At 65.7% G+C, this 15,547-nt stretch carries 12 protein-coding genes and 1 pseudogene; 9 read left to right on the top strand and 4 right to left on the bottom strand.

What is annotated here, in order from left to right:
* The first annotated feature begins 24 nt into the window (after positions 1-24).
* Positions 25-1,080 (top strand): LLM class flavin-dependent oxidoreductase, encoded by a 1,056-nt coding sequence (locus tag AC04ME_RS01030; protein ID WP_475433130.1) that lies wholly within the window; start codon positions 25-27, stop codon positions 1,078-1,080.
* An 85-nt stretch (positions 1,081-1,165) separates the two neighbouring features.
* Here AC04ME_RS01030 and AC04ME_RS01025 read toward each other — a convergent pair whose 3' ends face one another.
* Positions 1,166-1,813 (bottom strand): hypothetical protein, encoded by a 648-nt coding sequence (locus AC04ME_RS01025; protein ID WP_475433129.1) that lies wholly within the window; start codon positions 1,811-1,813, stop codon positions 1,166-1,168.
* A gap of 717 nt (positions 1,814-2,530) precedes the next feature.
* On the opposite strand from AC04ME_RS01025, the gene AC04ME_RS01020 reads away from it, so the two are divergent.
* Positions 2,531-3,403, top strand: a complete 873-nt coding sequence (locus AC04ME_RS01020; protein ID WP_475433127.1) for a hypothetical protein — start codon at positions 2,531-2,533, stop codon at positions 3,401-3,403.
* Between the two features lie 24 nt (positions 3,404-3,427).
* Complete coding sequence (locus tag AC04ME_RS01015) at positions 3,428-4,702, top strand: hypothetical protein (RefSeq protein WP_475433125.1); 1,275 nt, start codon at positions 3,428-3,430, stop codon at positions 4,700-4,702.
* 14 nt (positions 4,703-4,716) lie between these two features.
* On the opposite strand, the gene AC04ME_RS01010 is transcribed toward AC04ME_RS01015, so the two are convergent.
* Positions 4,717-5,427 carry a hypothetical protein gene (locus AC04ME_RS01010; RefSeq protein ID WP_475433123.1) on the bottom strand — a complete coding sequence of 237 codons (711 nt, stop codon included), beginning with the start codon at positions 5,425-5,427 and terminating at the stop codon, positions 4,717-4,719.
* Between the two features lie 407 nt (positions 5,428-5,834).
* Between AC04ME_RS01010 and AC04ME_RS01005 the strand changes: the two are divergent.
* Both AC04ME_RS01005 and AC04ME_RS01000 read left to right on the top strand, forming a co-directional pair.
* Positions 5,835-5,921: pseudogene (locus tag AC04ME_RS01005) on the top strand (LLM class flavin-dependent oxidoreductase); the annotation flags it as partial.
* A 96-nt stretch (positions 5,922-6,017) separates the two neighbouring features.
* Entirely contained in the window at positions 6,018-7,970 is a 1,953-nt protein-coding gene (locus AC04ME_RS01000) for an MSCRAMM family protein (protein ID WP_475433122.1), read from the top strand.
* A 29-nt stretch (positions 7,971-7,999) separates the two neighbouring features.
* Here AC04ME_RS01000 and AC04ME_RS00995 read toward each other — a convergent pair whose 3' ends face one another.
* The gene (locus AC04ME_RS00995; protein WP_455903904.1) at positions 8,000-8,461 is read right to left on the bottom strand and encodes an ASCH domain-containing protein; all 462 of its coding nucleotides are present in this window, start codon (positions 8,459-8,461) and stop codon (positions 8,000-8,002) included.
* A 20-nt stretch (positions 8,462-8,481) separates the two neighbouring features.
* A complete protein-coding gene (locus AC04ME_RS00990) occupies positions 8,482-10,239 on the bottom strand; it encodes an alkaline phosphatase family protein (protein WP_475433120.1) in 1,758 nt (585 codons plus the stop codon).
* 70 nt (positions 10,240-10,309) lie between these two features.
* Here AC04ME_RS00990 and AC04ME_RS00985 point away from each other — a divergent pair, with 70 nt between their 5' ends.
* The 4 genes from AC04ME_RS00985 (at position 10,310) to exaC (ending at position 15,396) form a co-directional block, all read left to right on the top strand.
* Positions 10,310-10,603, top strand: coding sequence for a hypothetical protein (locus AC04ME_RS00985; protein WP_079113838.1), 294 nt, complete (start codon positions 10,310-10,312; stop codon positions 10,601-10,603).
* 62 nt (positions 10,604-10,665) lie between these two features.
* A complete protein-coding gene (locus AC04ME_RS00980) occupies positions 10,666-12,093 on the top strand; it encodes a CCA tRNA nucleotidyltransferase (protein ID WP_475433119.1) in 1,428 nt (475 codons plus the stop codon).
* Positions 12,094-12,292: 199 nt separating this feature from the next.
* Positions 12,293-13,618, top strand: a complete 1,326-nt coding sequence (locus tag AC04ME_RS00975) for a GAF domain-containing protein (protein ID WP_079113836.1) — start codon at positions 12,293-12,295, stop codon at positions 13,616-13,618.
* A 212-nt stretch (positions 13,619-13,830) separates the two neighbouring features.
* Positions 13,831-15,396 carry an acetaldehyde dehydrogenase ExaC gene (exaC, locus tag AC04ME_RS00970; RefSeq protein ID WP_079113835.1) on the top strand — a complete coding sequence of 522 codons (1,566 nt, stop codon included), beginning with the start codon at positions 13,831-13,833 and terminating at the stop codon, positions 15,394-15,396.
* Positions 15,397-15,547: the final 151 nt, after the last annotated feature.

Genomic DNA, 15,547 nt, shown 5'->3' with positions numbered 1-15,547 from the left:
CCCATCTATGCGTTCGAATACACCATGAAGGCTTTCGGATTCCTCTCCTTCGGGCACTATGCAGACGTGCCCGGTTCGGCGACCCGCACCGCGGGAGACATGCTGAAGCAGACCATCGAGATCGCGGAGGGTGCAGACGAGATCGGCGTGAACGGCGCCTCGGTGCGCGTTCACCACTGGGCACGGCAGGCCGCCTCGCCCATGCCGCTGCTGTCGGCCATGGCCGCGCGCACGAAGCGCATCGAGGTCGGCACCGGCGTGATCGACATGCGGTATGAGAACCCCTTCCAGTTCGCCGAAGAGGCGGCCGCCCTCGACCTGATCGCCGACGGGCGCATCGCGCTCGGCGTGAGCCGGGGGTCACCCGAGACGGCTCTGCGCGGCTATGAGACCTTCGGCTTCCACGATGAGGAAGACCCCGAGCGGGGCAGTGTGATCGCGCGTGAGAAGTTCGATCTCTTCCTCCGTGCGATCGACGGAGAGGGCCTCGCCCCCGGCGACCCCCGCATGGTCGGCGCCGGGCGCTATCTCGCGATCGAGCCCCAGTCGCCGACTCTGCGCGACCACATCTGGTGGGGCTCTGGTTCACGGGCCACGGCTGAGGAGACCGGGCGCAAGGGCCTGAACATGATGAGCTCCACGCTTCTCACCGAAGCGACGGGCGTGCCTTTCCATCAGCTTCAGCGCGAGCAGATCGACCTCTTCCGCGCCGCCTACAAAGAGGCAGGGCACACCGGTGCACCGCGAGTCTCGGTCAGTCGCAGCGTCTTCCCGTTGGTCTCCGACATGGACAGGGCCTACTTCGGGCTGCGCAGCGAGGAGAACGCCGACCAGATCGGCATCATCGACGGCTTCCGCTCTACGTTCGGCAAGACGTATGCGGCCGAGCCGGACGTGCTCATCCAGCAGCTTCTGGCCGACGAGGCGGTCATGTCGGCAGACACACTGCTGCTGACGATCCCGAACCAGTTGGGGCCCGCCTACAACCTCCACGTGCTCGAGTCGTTCGCGACGCACGTCGCTCCGGCACTCGGCTGGAAGCCGAACACCGAGGGTCCTGTGCAGGGATACGCGATCTGAGCGTGCAGGTTGAGGGTCTCTAGTCAGGCACACCGCAGCGCCGTCGGTCTCTTAGTCGAACGGTTCTGGACTCACATCAAGGCGTCTAGCCTCGCGGATAGACGATCGTGATTCCGAGATGAGAAGCCAGCCCTGTCGAGGTAAGTCGGACAAGGCGGTTCAGGAATGCGATGCAACCCTCCGCGTCCTTCAGCTGGAGAGTTGGGTTGGAGGTAACTCCGAGATTGCGTACCGCAAGTAGCGCTTGATTGACGGGAAGAGTCTCGTGGCCATGTGCGAGCGCGTGTCGAATCTTCAGCCACTCGTTGAGCCTGACCGAGACCATGTGAGGTGTCCAAGTGGTGCGAGGTCTTCCTTGGCCGCCGGCGATGGTATATGTCCAGAGCGGCCGTGGATCAAAACCCGCACTGACCATCAGCCGCCGGGTGTTCTCAGCGTTGGGAGTTGCGAAGTCAGTGATCGCTTTTCTGGCTGATCCGGTCAATGTGTCGTAGCGCGCGATGTCAATAGGAGTCGGGCCGGTCGGTCGCGCAGAGTCCAGAAGCGCTGTGGTCAGGTCTTGCACCGCTGCTTGCCAAGCGGCTACCGCGAGCACAATGACTGCGCGGTCGATTGAGACCTCCAGGTACCGGCGTCCTCGATTCGCTCCGCCGTGGCCGCGGTGGACCGCGACGAGGTTGTCGCAGTGGGTGATCGCGTTATCAAACTGATCTACCGCTTGCTGAAGGTCCATGAGCGTCATACTTGCGCATAGGAAACCCTGGGGCAATCCTGACGAGTGTCCGTACACTGCAATCTGAACCCGTCTCCTCGTCGCCGCACTCACACTGTCGAGGATCGTCTAGGGCGGGCCTAGATCGCAGCCTAGCGCGCTGAGGGCATGAAGAAGACAGGGGGTCAGCTGTCGAGATTGTGCCAGTCATCCCCGAGCACCCAGCGCACAGCCGAGATCCTGCCCGAGAGGTACCCCCAGGTCCAATCCGATGAGCCAGCTCCTCCACGCCGTATTGCTCCTCCATTCGACGCTTCGAGGCGAGCAAGCCAGCCTTCAGCTCAAGGGACAGGTCTTCCCTGGTCGCCACATCCACATCGGAGGGCTTTCGCCCGTACCAGAGCCGATCCATCAGCTCAGACTCTGCCGCCAGGATCTCGGTCACTCGCCTGAGCGTGCTCGTGCCGACATCATGCTTGAAGGCTAGATCGAGATTCTTCTCGACGAGCCGGAGGAGCTGGGGCTTCTCCCATACGCGGATGCGGAAGGGTGGGCGCTTGCTGCGCTCGTACTCAGTAATCCAGTCCTACGCCCCGTTCGTGAGGTAGCCCTGCTGCTAACTGATGCGAGATACCGAGCACCGTCCCGACCGTGAAAATCCGTTGGTAGATGAAACGCTGCGGAGCTGCCGATCCGCGATCTCACTTTGAATGTCGAGCGAGTCGATACCCTGATGCCGTGAGCGAAGAAGCGTGGCGGCCCGTAATTCCAACCGGCCGCGAGGACGCACTGATCGAGGAGTTCCCCGGATATCTGCGGGAAGCCGCGTTCCGATGGGTAGCGAGGTCCGTCGGCGAGGAGCGTGGCCATGTCTACTCGCACAGGTTCATCGATTTCCAGAACGCGGCCCATACGGATGTGGGGTTCCGCGCAGACACATTCCTCAGATGGAAGGACACTGTGCTGCCTCGCTTGCGTACGCTCGATGACGCAACCTTTACCAACCTCCTCAACTACCTCGCGAGCACTACTCACTACGCGCCCTACGCCGAGGGACATCCACTGGAGTTGGTGCTCAGCAACGGCGGTTCGGCGTGGACGGTGATTCGGTGGAACGGCACGAAGGCGAGGCTCGTCAAAAGAGTTCCCGACGGAGTGCGCAAGGCCATGAGCGCAGCGCTCAGCGGAAAGGACGCCGCCTCCCTCAAGCTGCAGGAAGCCTGGCTCGACGCCTACGGTACGAGCCCCCGAGCCTCGGTGGCCTACAGCCACGCCGTTGTGGCAGTCGAAACAGCCGCCCTCTCAGTGATCCCCGTTGGCGGCCCCGAGCCGACTCTTGCGAACCTCTTCTCGATCCTCGAGGCTGACACTCCCAAGTGGAGACTCGTCTTCCGGGACAGCGCGAAAGCCCCTGGGGCAAAGAGCCTCGCTATGATGCTCCGGACAATTTGGCGAGGACACGAGAGCCGCCACGGACGCCCTGACTATGCGGATGCGACTTTGGAGGAAGCTAGGGCGGCCGTCATCCTGGCCGCGACGCTCGTCCAATGGTTCACCTCTGGGGTCGTAGTGCCTGTGGAATCCGGCCCCAGTGCGGGTGGCGGACGCTAGGGAAGACCACGAAGGGGGAGACTTGTGGCGGCGAAACAACACCCGGAGCTCAGCGCGGAAGCGGCGGAGTTGATGGGACGAATCCGAGAGCGCTATCTCGGATCCCGGGACTTCAACGGCTTACACATCCGCGCGAAGCTCGTGGAGCCAACGAGGGCGGCAGCGATCGAACTCGTGGAAGCCGGGCTTGTCCAGGTGGTCACGGATGCGGACTACATGAACATCCATATTCGTCCCTGGCCGTCTCGACGATCGTTGGAAGATCAGATTCAGGACGTGCGGGATCTGTCGGCGTCGGACTATGGCGTCTGCCTGTACCCCACAGCCCCCGGAATGAAGGGAGTTCGCCTCCCAGCTCGCCTGAATGGGCGCCCCTACGCGAGGGCGATGGCACGGGGCAGAGGCACTTTGGAGCTGGCCTACTTCGAGTTCGATGTCCTAGAGCAATACCGCAATGACAGCCGATTCCGATTCGGTTTCGGCGACTCTGGAGCGAGCATGGGGCTCACCGACGAGGCGTTCGAGGACAAGGATGTGTTCGAGCGCGACCATGTGGGCCTGAGTCACATCGGCTTCGCCTATGACTTGAGCGGCTACGACCCCACGGACTCCGAGTCGCCGATCTTTCGCCGGGTAGCCGTGTTTTACCACGACCTCGTCACTCTGACGCCGGAACATCAGCGCCGGTGGGAGACGTACCAGGTCGATGAGGCCAACCTTCAGCCGCATCCCCTCTGGTGGATGGCGCAGATGGGTCACTGGCCCGACGGCGTTGGTCCCATCGAGAAGCTCTTCATGGAGCTGAAGAACCTCAATGATCTCGCCACGCTCTCCTTCGGAGAACCGCTCTTCCGCTCGACAGACAGACCGGACGAAATGGGTTGGCTTCTTCGCCCTGCCCAGCGCGAGTGGGATGACTTCATGCTTCAGCTCGACAAGGTTCTGTCGGACAACCTTCGCTCGGACTTCTTCAAGGCCGCGGGAGTGCCCGCCGTCGAGGAGAACGGCGAACGGATCGGCACGCTCAATCGCTTCCAGCGCTTCATGCAGGGCGCAGGTGTGCCAGAAGAGCGGGCGAGGAAAGTTCTCGGACCGCTGCGAGATGTGAGGAAGGCTCGCCAAGCTCCCGCTCACTCGATTCGTCCAAACATGACCGACAGGACCTTCATCCATCGGCAGATTGAGCTTCTGGACGACATCAACTCGGCTCTGGGCGCGATTCGGTACTGGCTCTCCACTCATCCAAAGTGTGCGAGCTGGAAAGACGAGGATAAGGACCTCAAGGTCTACATGCTCTGAAGGTGCCTTACTCCTCAGAGCTCAGGGAACAGCTGACCCGGGCGAGCATCGAAACCGCGGGTAGATAGCGGCAAATAGCCCATCGACCAGTCAGGCCAGGGAAGGTGCGGGCGCTCGGTCGGTGCGTAGAGGTAGTGCACCCCGAACCAGCCGAAGTTGATCTGATGCGAGACGAAGTAGGGATCCTCGTAGAACGAGGCATCGGTCTCGAAGGGGTCTCCTAGCCCCCTCGGGACCATCTCCTCAGCTATGCGGAACTCGATTCTGGTCTTGCTGTTTGCCGCCTCCCAGGCTTCCGAGCCAAGGACGAAGTCGGCTACTTCAGGACTGATGTCTAGCTGGTCATCGCTCAGCCGGGAGAATTCAAGCTTCAGTAGTGCGCGGTAAAAGTTCAGGGGCTCGTGGGTCCCCAGCGCATCCGTGAGCGAGATAGTCCGAGTCACAAGTACGGTGTCGTGGTTGTCCTCAAGGTAGGTCAGAAACGCGCTCAGCGCTCGGTCCTGCGGCGCGGTCAGTTCGTTGTTGCATCTTGGACAGAGAACCGAGTGCTTTAGATTCTTGGAGTTCGATGCCTTGGTGTTGAAGCGGCGGCCGTCCCAGCGACCATGCTGAAGCTCGCTCCAGTCGTTGGCGTGGTACTTCCTCAGGTACGAGTGTGGCCATTTGTGTTCACCCGTGGTGGCGGGCTCAGAGCGACAGACCCAGCAGGTTTTCGTCTGTTCCATGAGCCAACCGTACTGACAGCAGAAGCGAGGGCCACGATCCAGAACAGATCGCGGCCCTCAGCCGTGGTGTCACACACCCAGTCAGCGTTTGCCTCCATCGAGCCCGGCCTGCCACTCGTGGAACTCGTCCGGCGAAAGCGTGAGCCTGGGAACGAGACTCCATTCAACAGCTCCCCCGTACTTATCCCACCGGGCGTAGGTCACTCGGTACTGATCCGGGAGCGCCGTCAGCTCGAAGCGGAAGCGATGGGCGGGAATCCACCATCTGAGCCACCAAACCACCAACTTCCGAGCCTTCGCAATGGCGGGAGGTTCCGAACGAGACACGGCGAATATGGAGGGCAATGCTATCGCGCACTCACAGGGAAGCCGGAAGGCTGCAGCGAGTCGTACAGCCACCCCCGAGCGTGCTCGAGTCGTTCGCGACGCACGTCGCTCCGGCACTCGGCTGGAAGCCGAACACCGAGGGGCCTGTGCAGGGCGATCCGGTCTGACGACAGACCGGACACTGCGGATGTGAGGGGCGGATGCGGACTGCATCCGCCCCTTTTTCCTCGACTCCCTCAGCGATATATCGATACGCTGGCCGCATGCGAGCGCCCAAGAGCGGAATCCTGGCCGGAGTCATCGTCCTCGTCGCGGCGCTCGTCGGAGCTGTGCCGGCCGCCGCGGCCACCACGACCGCCTGGGCGACCTGCCAGCCGCTGACCGGCACGGGTGGCGCCTATACGACCACCGTGCAGGTGGCGGCGCAGCCCGCACTGACCGCGACCATGACCACCGACTCCCGCGCAGGACAGGTCGGCGTCATCTCGGGCGCATCGACCTGGCTCTCGCAGGGCACCCCCGTCGGTGAGAAGTACGGCAGCAGCATCAATCAGCAGTACCTGAATCTGCGACCGAAGGCCGACAGTCCCACGAGCCCGTCGACCACCACCTACTCGTTCGCGACGCCCACGCCGGCATCCGGTTGGACCTTCGTGCTGGGTGACATCGACGCCGATTCGGTGCGCATCGAGGCGATCGGCGTCGACGGTCAGACCCTCACCGCCGAGGAGATCGGATTCAACGGCGGCTTCAACTACTGCGCACCGGGCGTCACCGGCAAGCCGTCATGCTCAGGGGTCGCCACGGACGTGCCCTCGTGGGATCCCGCGACCCAGACCCTGACAGGTAACGCGGCGGCGTCTGACACGAGCGGCTCGGCGGCCTGGTTCGAGCCTTCGGTGCCGATCACCTCGCTGACGTTCTTCTTCACCCAGCGCTCGGGGTTCCCGATCTACCAGACCTGGTTCGCCTCGATCGCACGCGACATCACGGGAACCGTCACCGACCAGGCCGAGGGCCCGCTGCCGGGAGCGGCACTCACACTCACCGACGCGAACGGCGCGGTGGTGGGAACGACCACGACGGATGCCGACGGCACGTACTCCTTCCCCGGTTTCATCGCGACCGACGGATACACGGTGGCCGTCACGGTTCCCGACGGCAAGATCGCCGTCGGTCCGGCCGTGCAGGCCGTCGACCTCACGACCGAAGACGGCAGCGCGGCCTTCGAGGTGCGCGACATCGAGCCGGTCGCGGTCTCGGGTCGCATCGTCGACGACGAGGGCACCGGCGTCCCCGGCGCGATCGTCACGATCGAGGGCGTCGATCCGGCGACGACCGACGCCGGTGGCGAGTTCCTGATCGAGGGGGTGCCTGTCGGCCCGCACACCGTCGAGGTCACACCACCGCCCGGGTTCAGCGCCATCGAGCCCACAGAGATCGTGGTGCCGGAGAACAGTGAGGAGCCGATCGTCCTCGAAGACCTCGTCGTGGTCGAGAACGCCGACCTGAGCGGCACCGTCAGCGCCGCCGGAACGGGGGGCGTGCCTGACGTCACGATCACCGTCGATGACGGCGTCGACACGGTCACGACGGTCACCGACGAGGACGGCGTCTACACGTTCCCGCGCCTGCCGGCGGGGGAGTACGAGATCACGATGACGACGCCGGACGGCTATGTCGCGTCCGGCCCGGCGACTCGCACCGAGACTCTCACCACGACCGACCTCACGAGCGTCGATTTCGAGCTCGCCCGCCTGGGCTCGATCTCGGGAGAGGTGCGCACCGACGACGGCGCACCCGTGGCCGGAGTGATCATCACTGTGGAATCGGATGAGGTCTCGCAGGAGCTGACGACCGACGCCGACGGCGGATACGCGATCTCCGATCTGCCGCCCGATTCGTATGATCTGACGATCACCGCCCCGGAAGGGCGCACGATCATCGGCCCGGCGACGGCGACCTTCGTCATCACGGCTGCGGGAGAGTCGTTCGTCGGCCAGAACTTCACGGTCTCGGCCGCCGTCATCACCCCGACCGACCCGCCCACGCAGAATCCGACCGACCCGGCCTCGCCGCCGGACACCGGAGGCGCTCAGCTGCCGGGAACAGGCCTCGGACCCGAGACCTTCATCTGGGCAGCAGCGGGCGCCGCGGTGCTCGTGGTCGGTGCCGTGCTGCTGCTGATCTCGCGCCGCCGTTCACGACGCGACTGAGTCCGGCGCGTCGGAGGCCGACCGGTTCGTCAGACGGGGTGGACGACGCGAAAGCGCTCGCAGATGATCGGCATGTCGGCCTCGAATCCCCGGGGATTCTCGGAGTGGGCGCGCCAGTACCGCTCGTGCGATTCGCGCCAGTAGGTGAGGGTGCGGTCTCCCTCTCCTTCCGCGTGCGCGTGCTCGTCGGTGACCTCGTCGAAGGGCACAGTGCGGACCGCGGTCGTCTCGAGCACGGCGCGCGGAGCGCCGGATCCGTCGAGGATGATGCTCAGCTCTCCCACGTACGGCTCGGGGTCACCTGTCTCGTCGTAGTCCCACTGCGAGGAGGCGGTGCCGGTCTTCACGCCGGCGAGGACGAGCGCGAGCAGAGAATCGGCATGGTCGGGCGTCGCACCGAAGGCCCAGGCGCCGGGCGTCTGCTCCGGAAGCGCAGGATTCTCTGCGCGGACATGGTTCCAGAAGGCGGTGAGCGCGGCACTGTCGGTCATGCGGCAAGCCTATTGCCGTGCTACTTGGCCGCGGGGCCGAACAGCTCCTCGCCGTGCTCGTGCAGCAGCCGGTAGGCGTCGGCGAAGGTCTCGGGCTCGGGTTCGCCCGGCTTGCCGTACTTGGCGATCAGCAGACCGAGCAGGCCTCGGGCAGGCGGGGTGAGCGGTTTCATCTCGGTGGGGTCACCGGGCTTCGGCTCAGCACGCTCGGGGTTCGGCGGCGTGTAGGCGGGTGTCGTGACGGGCCAGTCGGCGGGATGCCGAGGCTGGTCGAGGTTCACGGAGGCGAAGAGCGTGTTCGCCGACTGGTCGCGGTCGTTGAGCGGCTTCAGTCCGTGCAGGCGCGAGAGGGTGGCCGTGACCGACCCGTGGTGCATCTCGTCGTGGACGATGGTTCCTCGACGCGTGTACGCCGACACCGCGATCGCCGGCACACGGCATCCGAGTCGATCGAACGTGAAACCCATCTCGCCCGCCCCGGTGTCTTTCGTCGGCTTCGTCGCCGAGGGGGGAGGCACATGGTCGTAGCACCCGCCGTGCTCGTCGAAGGTGATGAGCAGCAGGGTGTTGACCGCGTTCGAGCCCTGGGGCGACGCGCTCGTGCGCACCGCCTCGTAGATGTCGTGGATCAGACGGTCTCCGGCCCGGACATCGGAGATCGCGCTGTCGTAGACGGGCTCGCCGTCGACGACACTCTCGCGAGGCGACCCGAACGGCGGGTGGAAGTCGTTGTGGTCGTAGACCATGCGCGGTTCGATGAACGCGTATGCCGGCAGGGTGCCGTTCTTCGCCTCTGCGTAGAAGTCCTCCATCGTGCCGAAGTGCTCGGTGCGCCAGTACTTCTCGAGCACTGCGGCGTGCAGCATCCCCGTGAACGACACCAGCTGGAGCTTGTCGATGTAGATCTTCCAGCTGACCTTCTCGTCTTCGAGCCGATTGAACACCGTCGGCGCCGCAGGGGCGTCGAGCCACTTGCGGTAGCCGCCGCCCGCCTGGTTGGTGACGAAGCCATGCGAGGTCGACGCGTGGAAGAACGACCGGTTGCAGAACGTCTGCGACGGCACCCCGGCATACCAGTGGTCGAACACCGCGAACTCGGAGGCGAGCGTCGACAGCACGGGCAGCATCTCAGGGGAGAAGGAGCCCATGATGTGCGCGGCCTCCTCGGGCTTGGGCTCGACGCCCTTGCGCAGGCGGCGGAAGTTGATGATGTAGTCCTCGAGGAACCCCGACATCGTCGCCTTCTCGCCGTGCGTCGGTGCGTTGAACGGGGCCGACATCTGATCGACGAACAGGTCTGCGTTGTCCTTCGGGTCGACCGTGCCGAAGATCTGGGTGTTGACGTGCGGATACTCCTCGCCCGGGTCGGGGTCGGGCAGGCTCATGATCCGGTCGGTGTCTCCGGTGTAGACGTGTGCGTCGACGACCGTGCCGTCGGCCGCGGTGTTGCTGTGCGTGCCGAAAGCGAGACCCTCGAACTTCTCGCCTTTCGGAAGCGTCTCCTTCGAGTACAGATAGCCCAGCAGGTTGTCGAACGATCGGTTCTCGCCCATCACCACGACGAGGTGGTCGAAGCCGGGTTCGCTGCGCGGAGTCAGCGCGGCGAACGGATCGGGGTCGGAGACGAAGCCCTTTCGCTGATTCGCGACGTTCACACCGATCGCCGCACCTCCGGCGCCGCCGATCACGACGCCGGCCAGTGCGGCGCCGCCCATCTTGAGGAATCCTCGCCGGGAGGGCTCAGGCGCGGTGGGGGACTCGCTCTGTTCTCCGGTCACGATGCCGATCCTAGGACGCGGAGGGTGTCGACGCACGGGATGCGGAACGCGGCGCCGCTACGGTGGGGGCATGAGCTACGCAGGAGAGTCCTCGATCGAGGCGCGCGTCCGGGCGGTCAACGCCGATTTCGGTCGCCGTCAGACGCGGCTGTTCGTCACGTTCGCGCTGATCGAGGGTCCGGTGCTGCTTCTCCTCGCAGTCGCGATCTACGGCTTCGAGCTCATCGATCCCGAGATCGGGATCTGGTTCATCGTCGCCGTCGCGGTGATCGGCGGGTTCCTGATGAGCATGCTCCTCATGCGGCTGGTGCAGGCGAGAGCTCGCGCGGTCGCGCAGGCCAAGGGCGAGAACCCCTTGTTCTGACACCCTGCCCGGACACACCAGCCGCCGACGGATGACACCCGCACCCCGGTACGCTGGAACCCATGCTCAATATGGCTGACGGCCTCGTCCGTCTCGGCGCGCTCGCCGAGAACCCGGTCGTCCGCACCCTCGCCGGGGCGTTCGAGGCAGCGGGCTTCGACCTCGCCGTGGTCGGCGGACCCGTGCGTGACGCGCTGATCGGCAGGCCGACGCACGACCTCGACTTCACGACGAACGCGATGCCGGACGACATCCTGCGCATCGTCAAGCCGATCTCGACCGCCCAGTGGGAAATCGGCCGCGCATTCGGCACCATCGGCGCGCGTGTGCAGGGCGAACAGGTCGAGGTCACGACGTACCGGGCCGACAGCTATGACGGCGTGACCCGCAAGCCGACCGTCGAGTTCGGCGACACGATCGAGGCCGACCTGCACCGACGCGACTTCACCGTCAACGCGATGGCGCTGCTCGTGCCGGCTGTGAAGCTCGTGGACCCGACCGGGGGAGTCGAAGACCTCATCGCAGGTGTCCTGCGCACGCCGGCGAGCCCTCACGTGTCGTTCGGCGACGACCCGCTGCGGATGCTGCGCGCCGCGCGCTTCAGCGCTCAGCTCGGCTTCCGCATCGACGACGACACGTTCGACGCGATCACTCAGCTGCGAGCGACTCTCGAGATCGTGAGCCCGGAGCGCATCCAGTCGGAGCTCGTGCGGCTCATGCAGACCGACGACCCCGTGCGCGGCATCCGCGTGCTCGTCGAGACAGGTCTGATCGAGGAGTTCCTGCCCGAGGTGAGCGCTCTGCGGCTCGAGGTCGACGAGCACCACCACCACAAGGACGTCTACGAGCACTCGCTCACGGTGCTCAACCAGGCGATCTCGCTCGAGCAGTCGCGCAACCCCGGGGCTGAACCTGACGTCGCACTGCGCATCGCCGCGCTTCTGCACGACATCGGCAAGCCCCGCACTCGCAAGCTCGAAGACGGCGGCGTCGTCACCTTCCACCACCACGACGTGGTCGGGGCGAGAATGGCGCGCAAGCGTCTGCAGGCGCTGCGGTTCGACACGGACACGACCGAGGCCGTGTCGAAGCTGATCGAACTGCATCTGCGGTTCTTCGGCTACGCCGAGGGCGCCTGGACGGATGCCGCGGTGCGCCGCTACGTGCGCGATGCGGGCGACCAGCTCGAACGCCTGCACATCCTCACTCGCGCCGACGTCACCACGCGGAACAAGCGCAAGGCAGGGCGGCTCGCCTCGGCCTACGACGACATCGAGTCGCGCATCGCCGCGTTGCGCGAGCAGGAGGAGCTCGACTCCATCCGCCCGGAGCTCGACGGCAACCAGATCCAGAGCATCCTCGGCATCGCGCCCGGCCGCGAGGTCGGCGAGGCCTACCGATTCCTGCTCGAGCTGCGCCTCGACGAGGGTGTCATCGGAACGGATGCCGCTGAGCAGCGCCTTCGCGAATGGTGGGCCGCCCGGGCCTGAGCTCGCTCCGCGGGCGGGCACACCTGGGGATGCCCGTACGGCAGGTGCATGCCCAGAACACGCATCTCACCCTGCATCTGTGATCCGAGCATTCACCTGCGCGTGGATCTGAGCGCGCAACCGGAATATCGCGGGTACCGCCCGCGGCATCCGGCTCCTACACTGAGGTAACGCTCCACCGACGACGAATGGAGACGCCGTGGTTGTGTCGTGGCAGGTGTCACGTGATGGCCCTCCTGAGGCCTCTCGTCTCCTGATCGAGCGCGCGCATGAAGAGCTGATCGCCGGCAACCTCGAAGATCATCGACTGCAGCAGGTGCGTCCTCTCGTCCGTGAGTCGTGGGTGCGGTCGTGGCGAGGCCGGGTCGGGCCCGAGGAGGCGCCGCGGATCGAGCTGGTGACCGAGGAGCTCGAGGCCTATCGACTCGCGCATCCGCTCGCATCCGCCATGGACATGATCCGCGCGCTGCTCCTGCCCGGCACCCCCGAGGAGGCGGGGGTCGTCGTCGCCGTGGGCGATCAGGCCGGTCGGCTGCTGTGGATCGAAGGCGACCGCCAACTGCAGTCGCTCACCGAGGGCATGGGATTCGTCGCCGGCGCGAACTGGGCAGAGAACGCCGTCGGCACGACGGCACCGGGCACGGCTCTCACCCTCGATCAGTCGGTGCAGATCCGCGGGGCCGAGCACTACAACCGGCTGGTGCATCCGTGGTCGTGCACCGCGGCACCGGTCCGCGACCCCGAGACGCGGCGGGTGCTCGGAGTGATCGATGTCACGGGCGGTGACGAGGTCGTCTCGACCCAGGCGCGGTTGCTGGTCGACGCCACGGCGCGCGCCGTCGAGTCCGAGCTGATGGTGGCGCGGCTTCGGGCGCGCAGCGAGGCCCCACGCCCCGCGACGTTCTCGTCGCGCGCCAAGCCCACGACCCGCGCGACCCTGCACGTGCTCGGGCGAGACAGAGCGCGTCTCGAGACCGAGACCGAGCTCGAGGAGTCGATGATCGAGCTGAGCGCCCGACATGCCGCGATCCTGCTCATGCTCGCAGTGAACCGCCAGGGCCTGTCTGCCGAGCGACTGAGCGAACTCGTGTACGGACCCGAAGCGTCTGCCGACACGCTGCGTCCTGAGATGGTGCGCCTGCGCAAGGTTCTCGAGAAGCACGCGCCCAGCCTCGTTCCGGAGTCCCGGCCCTACCGACTGACGGTGCCGCTCGAGACCGATGCGCACGACGTGCTCTCGCTGCTCGACCGAGGCGCACATCGTGTCGCCCTCACCGCCTATCGCGGCCCTGTGCTTCCCGAGTCGACCTCGCCGGGTGTGGAGGAGTTCCGTGAGTCGGTGAGAGCGGCGCTGCGCGAGACGATGCTGTCGGAGGCGAGCCTCGACGTCCTGCTGGAATACGCCGAGATCCCGGAAGGGCAGGGGGATGCCGCGGCGCTGCGTCTCGCTCTCGAGATGCTGCCGGCCCGGTCTCCGAAACGCGCCGGACTCGTCGCGCGCATCGAACGCATCGAAGAGCGCTGACCCGGGGTCGTCCGGCTGACGGATCCCCGCCCGGCGGCCCACACGCCGACGGCATACCCGCCATCCGGGGAAGTATCAGCCGTTCGACGGATGCCGCCATGCCCGCCCCGCAACCGTTCGCAACGTTGCGCATCGGGACGCAACGTGCGGCGACCTACCGTCGGATCACAGCCGCACGGCATCGGAGCCGCGGCCCGTCGAAGGAGTCACCGATGACCATCGTCGAAGAAGACGTGTCCACCGCATCCGCGTCGTCCGCCTACGCCGCTCCCGGTCAGCAGGGCGCCATCGCGACCTACCGGCCCCGATACGGCCACTACATCGGCGGCGAGTTCGTCGATCCGGTCAAAGGCCAGTTCTTCGAGAACGTCAGCCCCGTCAACGGCAAGCCCTTCACCGAGGTGGGCCGCGGAACCGTCGAAGACATCGACCGCGCGGTCGACGTCGCGTGGAAGGCGTTCGCGAGCTGGGGCAAGACCAGCCCGGCTGAACGATCGGTGATCCTCAACAGGATCGCCGATCGCATCGAGCAGCACCTCGAGGAGATCGCCGTCGCCGAGACCTGGGAGAACGGCAAGCCCGTGCGCGAGACGCTCGCGGCCGACATCCCCCTCGCAGTCGACCACTTCCGGTACTTCGCCGGCGTGCTCCGTGCGCAGGAGGGCGGCATCAGCCAGCTCGACGAGAACACCGTCGCGTATCACTTCCACGAGCCCCTCGGAGTGGTCGGCCAGATCATCCCGTGGAACTTCCCGATCCTGATGGCGGTGTGGAAGCTCGCGCCGGCGCTCGCCGCAGGCAACTGCGTGGTCATCAAGCCTGCGGAGCAGACCCCGGCATCCCTGCTCTTCCTCTTCGACATCATCGGAGACCTGCTGCCGGCCGGTGTCGTGAACATCGTCAACGGCTTCGGCATCGAGGCAGGTGCACCGCTCGCGCAGCACAAGCGCATCCGCAAAGTCGCCTTCACGGGTGAGACCACGACGGGGCGCCTGATCATGCAGTACGCGTCGCAGAACCTGATCCCGGTCACGCTCGAACTCGGAGGCAAGAGCCCGAACGTCTTCTTCGAGGACGTCGCGCGCGACACCGCCGACCCGTTCTACGACAAGGCGCTCGAGGGCTTCACGATGTTCGCGCTGAATCAGGGCGAGGTCTGCACGTGCCCGTCGCGCGCGTTGATCCAGCGGTCGATCTACGACGGGTTCCTCGCCGACGGACTCGAGCGCGTCGGCAAGGTGATCCAGGGAAACCCGCTCGACCCGGCCACGATGATCGGCGCGCAGGCGTCGAACGACCAGCTGGAGAAGATCCTCAGCTACATCGACATCGGAAAGCAGGGCGGCGCGCGGCTGCTCACGGGAGGCGATCGCGTCGACCTCGGCGGCGACCTCAGCGGCGGGTACTACGTCGCACCGACCGTGTTCGAGGGCACGAACGACATGCGCATCTTCCAGGAGGAGATCTTCGGGCCGGTGCTGTCGGTCACCTCGTTCGACAACTTCGACGATGCGATCTCGATCGCCAACGACACGCTCTACGGTCTGGGCGCCGGAGTTTGGAGCCGCAGCGGTGACACGGCATATCGTGCGGGGCGTGCGATCGAGGCCGGTCGCGTCTGGACCAACACGTATCACCAGTACCCGGCGCACGCAGCGTTCGGTGGATACAAGCAGTCGGGCGTCGGGCGCGAGAACCACAAGATGATGCTCGACCACTACCAGCAGACCAAGAACCTCCTGGTCTCGTATGCGGAGGGACCGATGGGCTTCTTCTGAGTCAGGCCTCCGCCGCCATTCGCTCGAGCAGCGAAGCCCGCCTCCGGTAATTGAGCGAGGAGCGAAGCCCCGAGACGAAACGCGCTGAGCCGCTCGCCGCGTTTCGTCTCGGTCGGCTTCGCCGTCCTCGCTCAACGACCGGGAGCTAACG

Source organism: Microbacterium sp. LjRoot205, from assembly GCF_056175745.1.
The sequence above is the reverse complement of the archived record's forward strand: the minus strand, read 5'-3'. Positions and strand labels throughout refer to the sequence as shown.

Excerpts from the sequence above, each read along its gene's own strand:
- AC04ME_RS00980 (WP_475433119.1), top strand. The coding sequence starts at position 10,666 with ATGCTCAATATGGCTGACGGCCTCGTCCGTCTCGGCGCGCTCGCCGAG.
- AC04ME_RS01000 (WP_475433122.1), top strand. The coding sequence starts at position 6,018 with ATGCGAGCGCCCAAGAGCGGAATCCTGGCCGGAGTCATCGTCCTCGTC.
- AC04ME_RS00985 (WP_079113838.1), top strand. The coding sequence starts at position 10,310 with ATGAGCTACGCAGGAGAGTCCTCGATCGAGGCGCGCGTCCGGGCGGTC.
- AC04ME_RS00995 (WP_455903904.1), bottom strand. The coding sequence starts at position 8,461 with ATGACCGACAGTGCCGCGCTCACCGCCTTCTGGAACCATGTCCGCGCA.
- AC04ME_RS01010 (WP_475433123.1), bottom strand. The coding sequence starts at position 5,427 with ATGGAACAGACGAAAACCTGCTGGGTCTGTCGCTCTGAGCCCGCCACC.
- AC04ME_RS01025 (WP_475433129.1), bottom strand. The coding sequence starts at position 1,813 with ATGGACCTTCAGCAAGCGGTAGATCAGTTTGATAACGCGATCACCCAC.
- exaC (WP_079113835.1), top strand. The coding sequence starts at position 13,831 with ATGACCATCGTCGAAGAAGACGTGTCCACCGCATCCGCGTCGTCCGCC.
- AC04ME_RS01030 (WP_475433130.1), top strand. The coding sequence starts at position 25 with ATGAAGGCTTTCGGATTCCTCTCCTTCGGGCACTATGCAGACGTGCCC.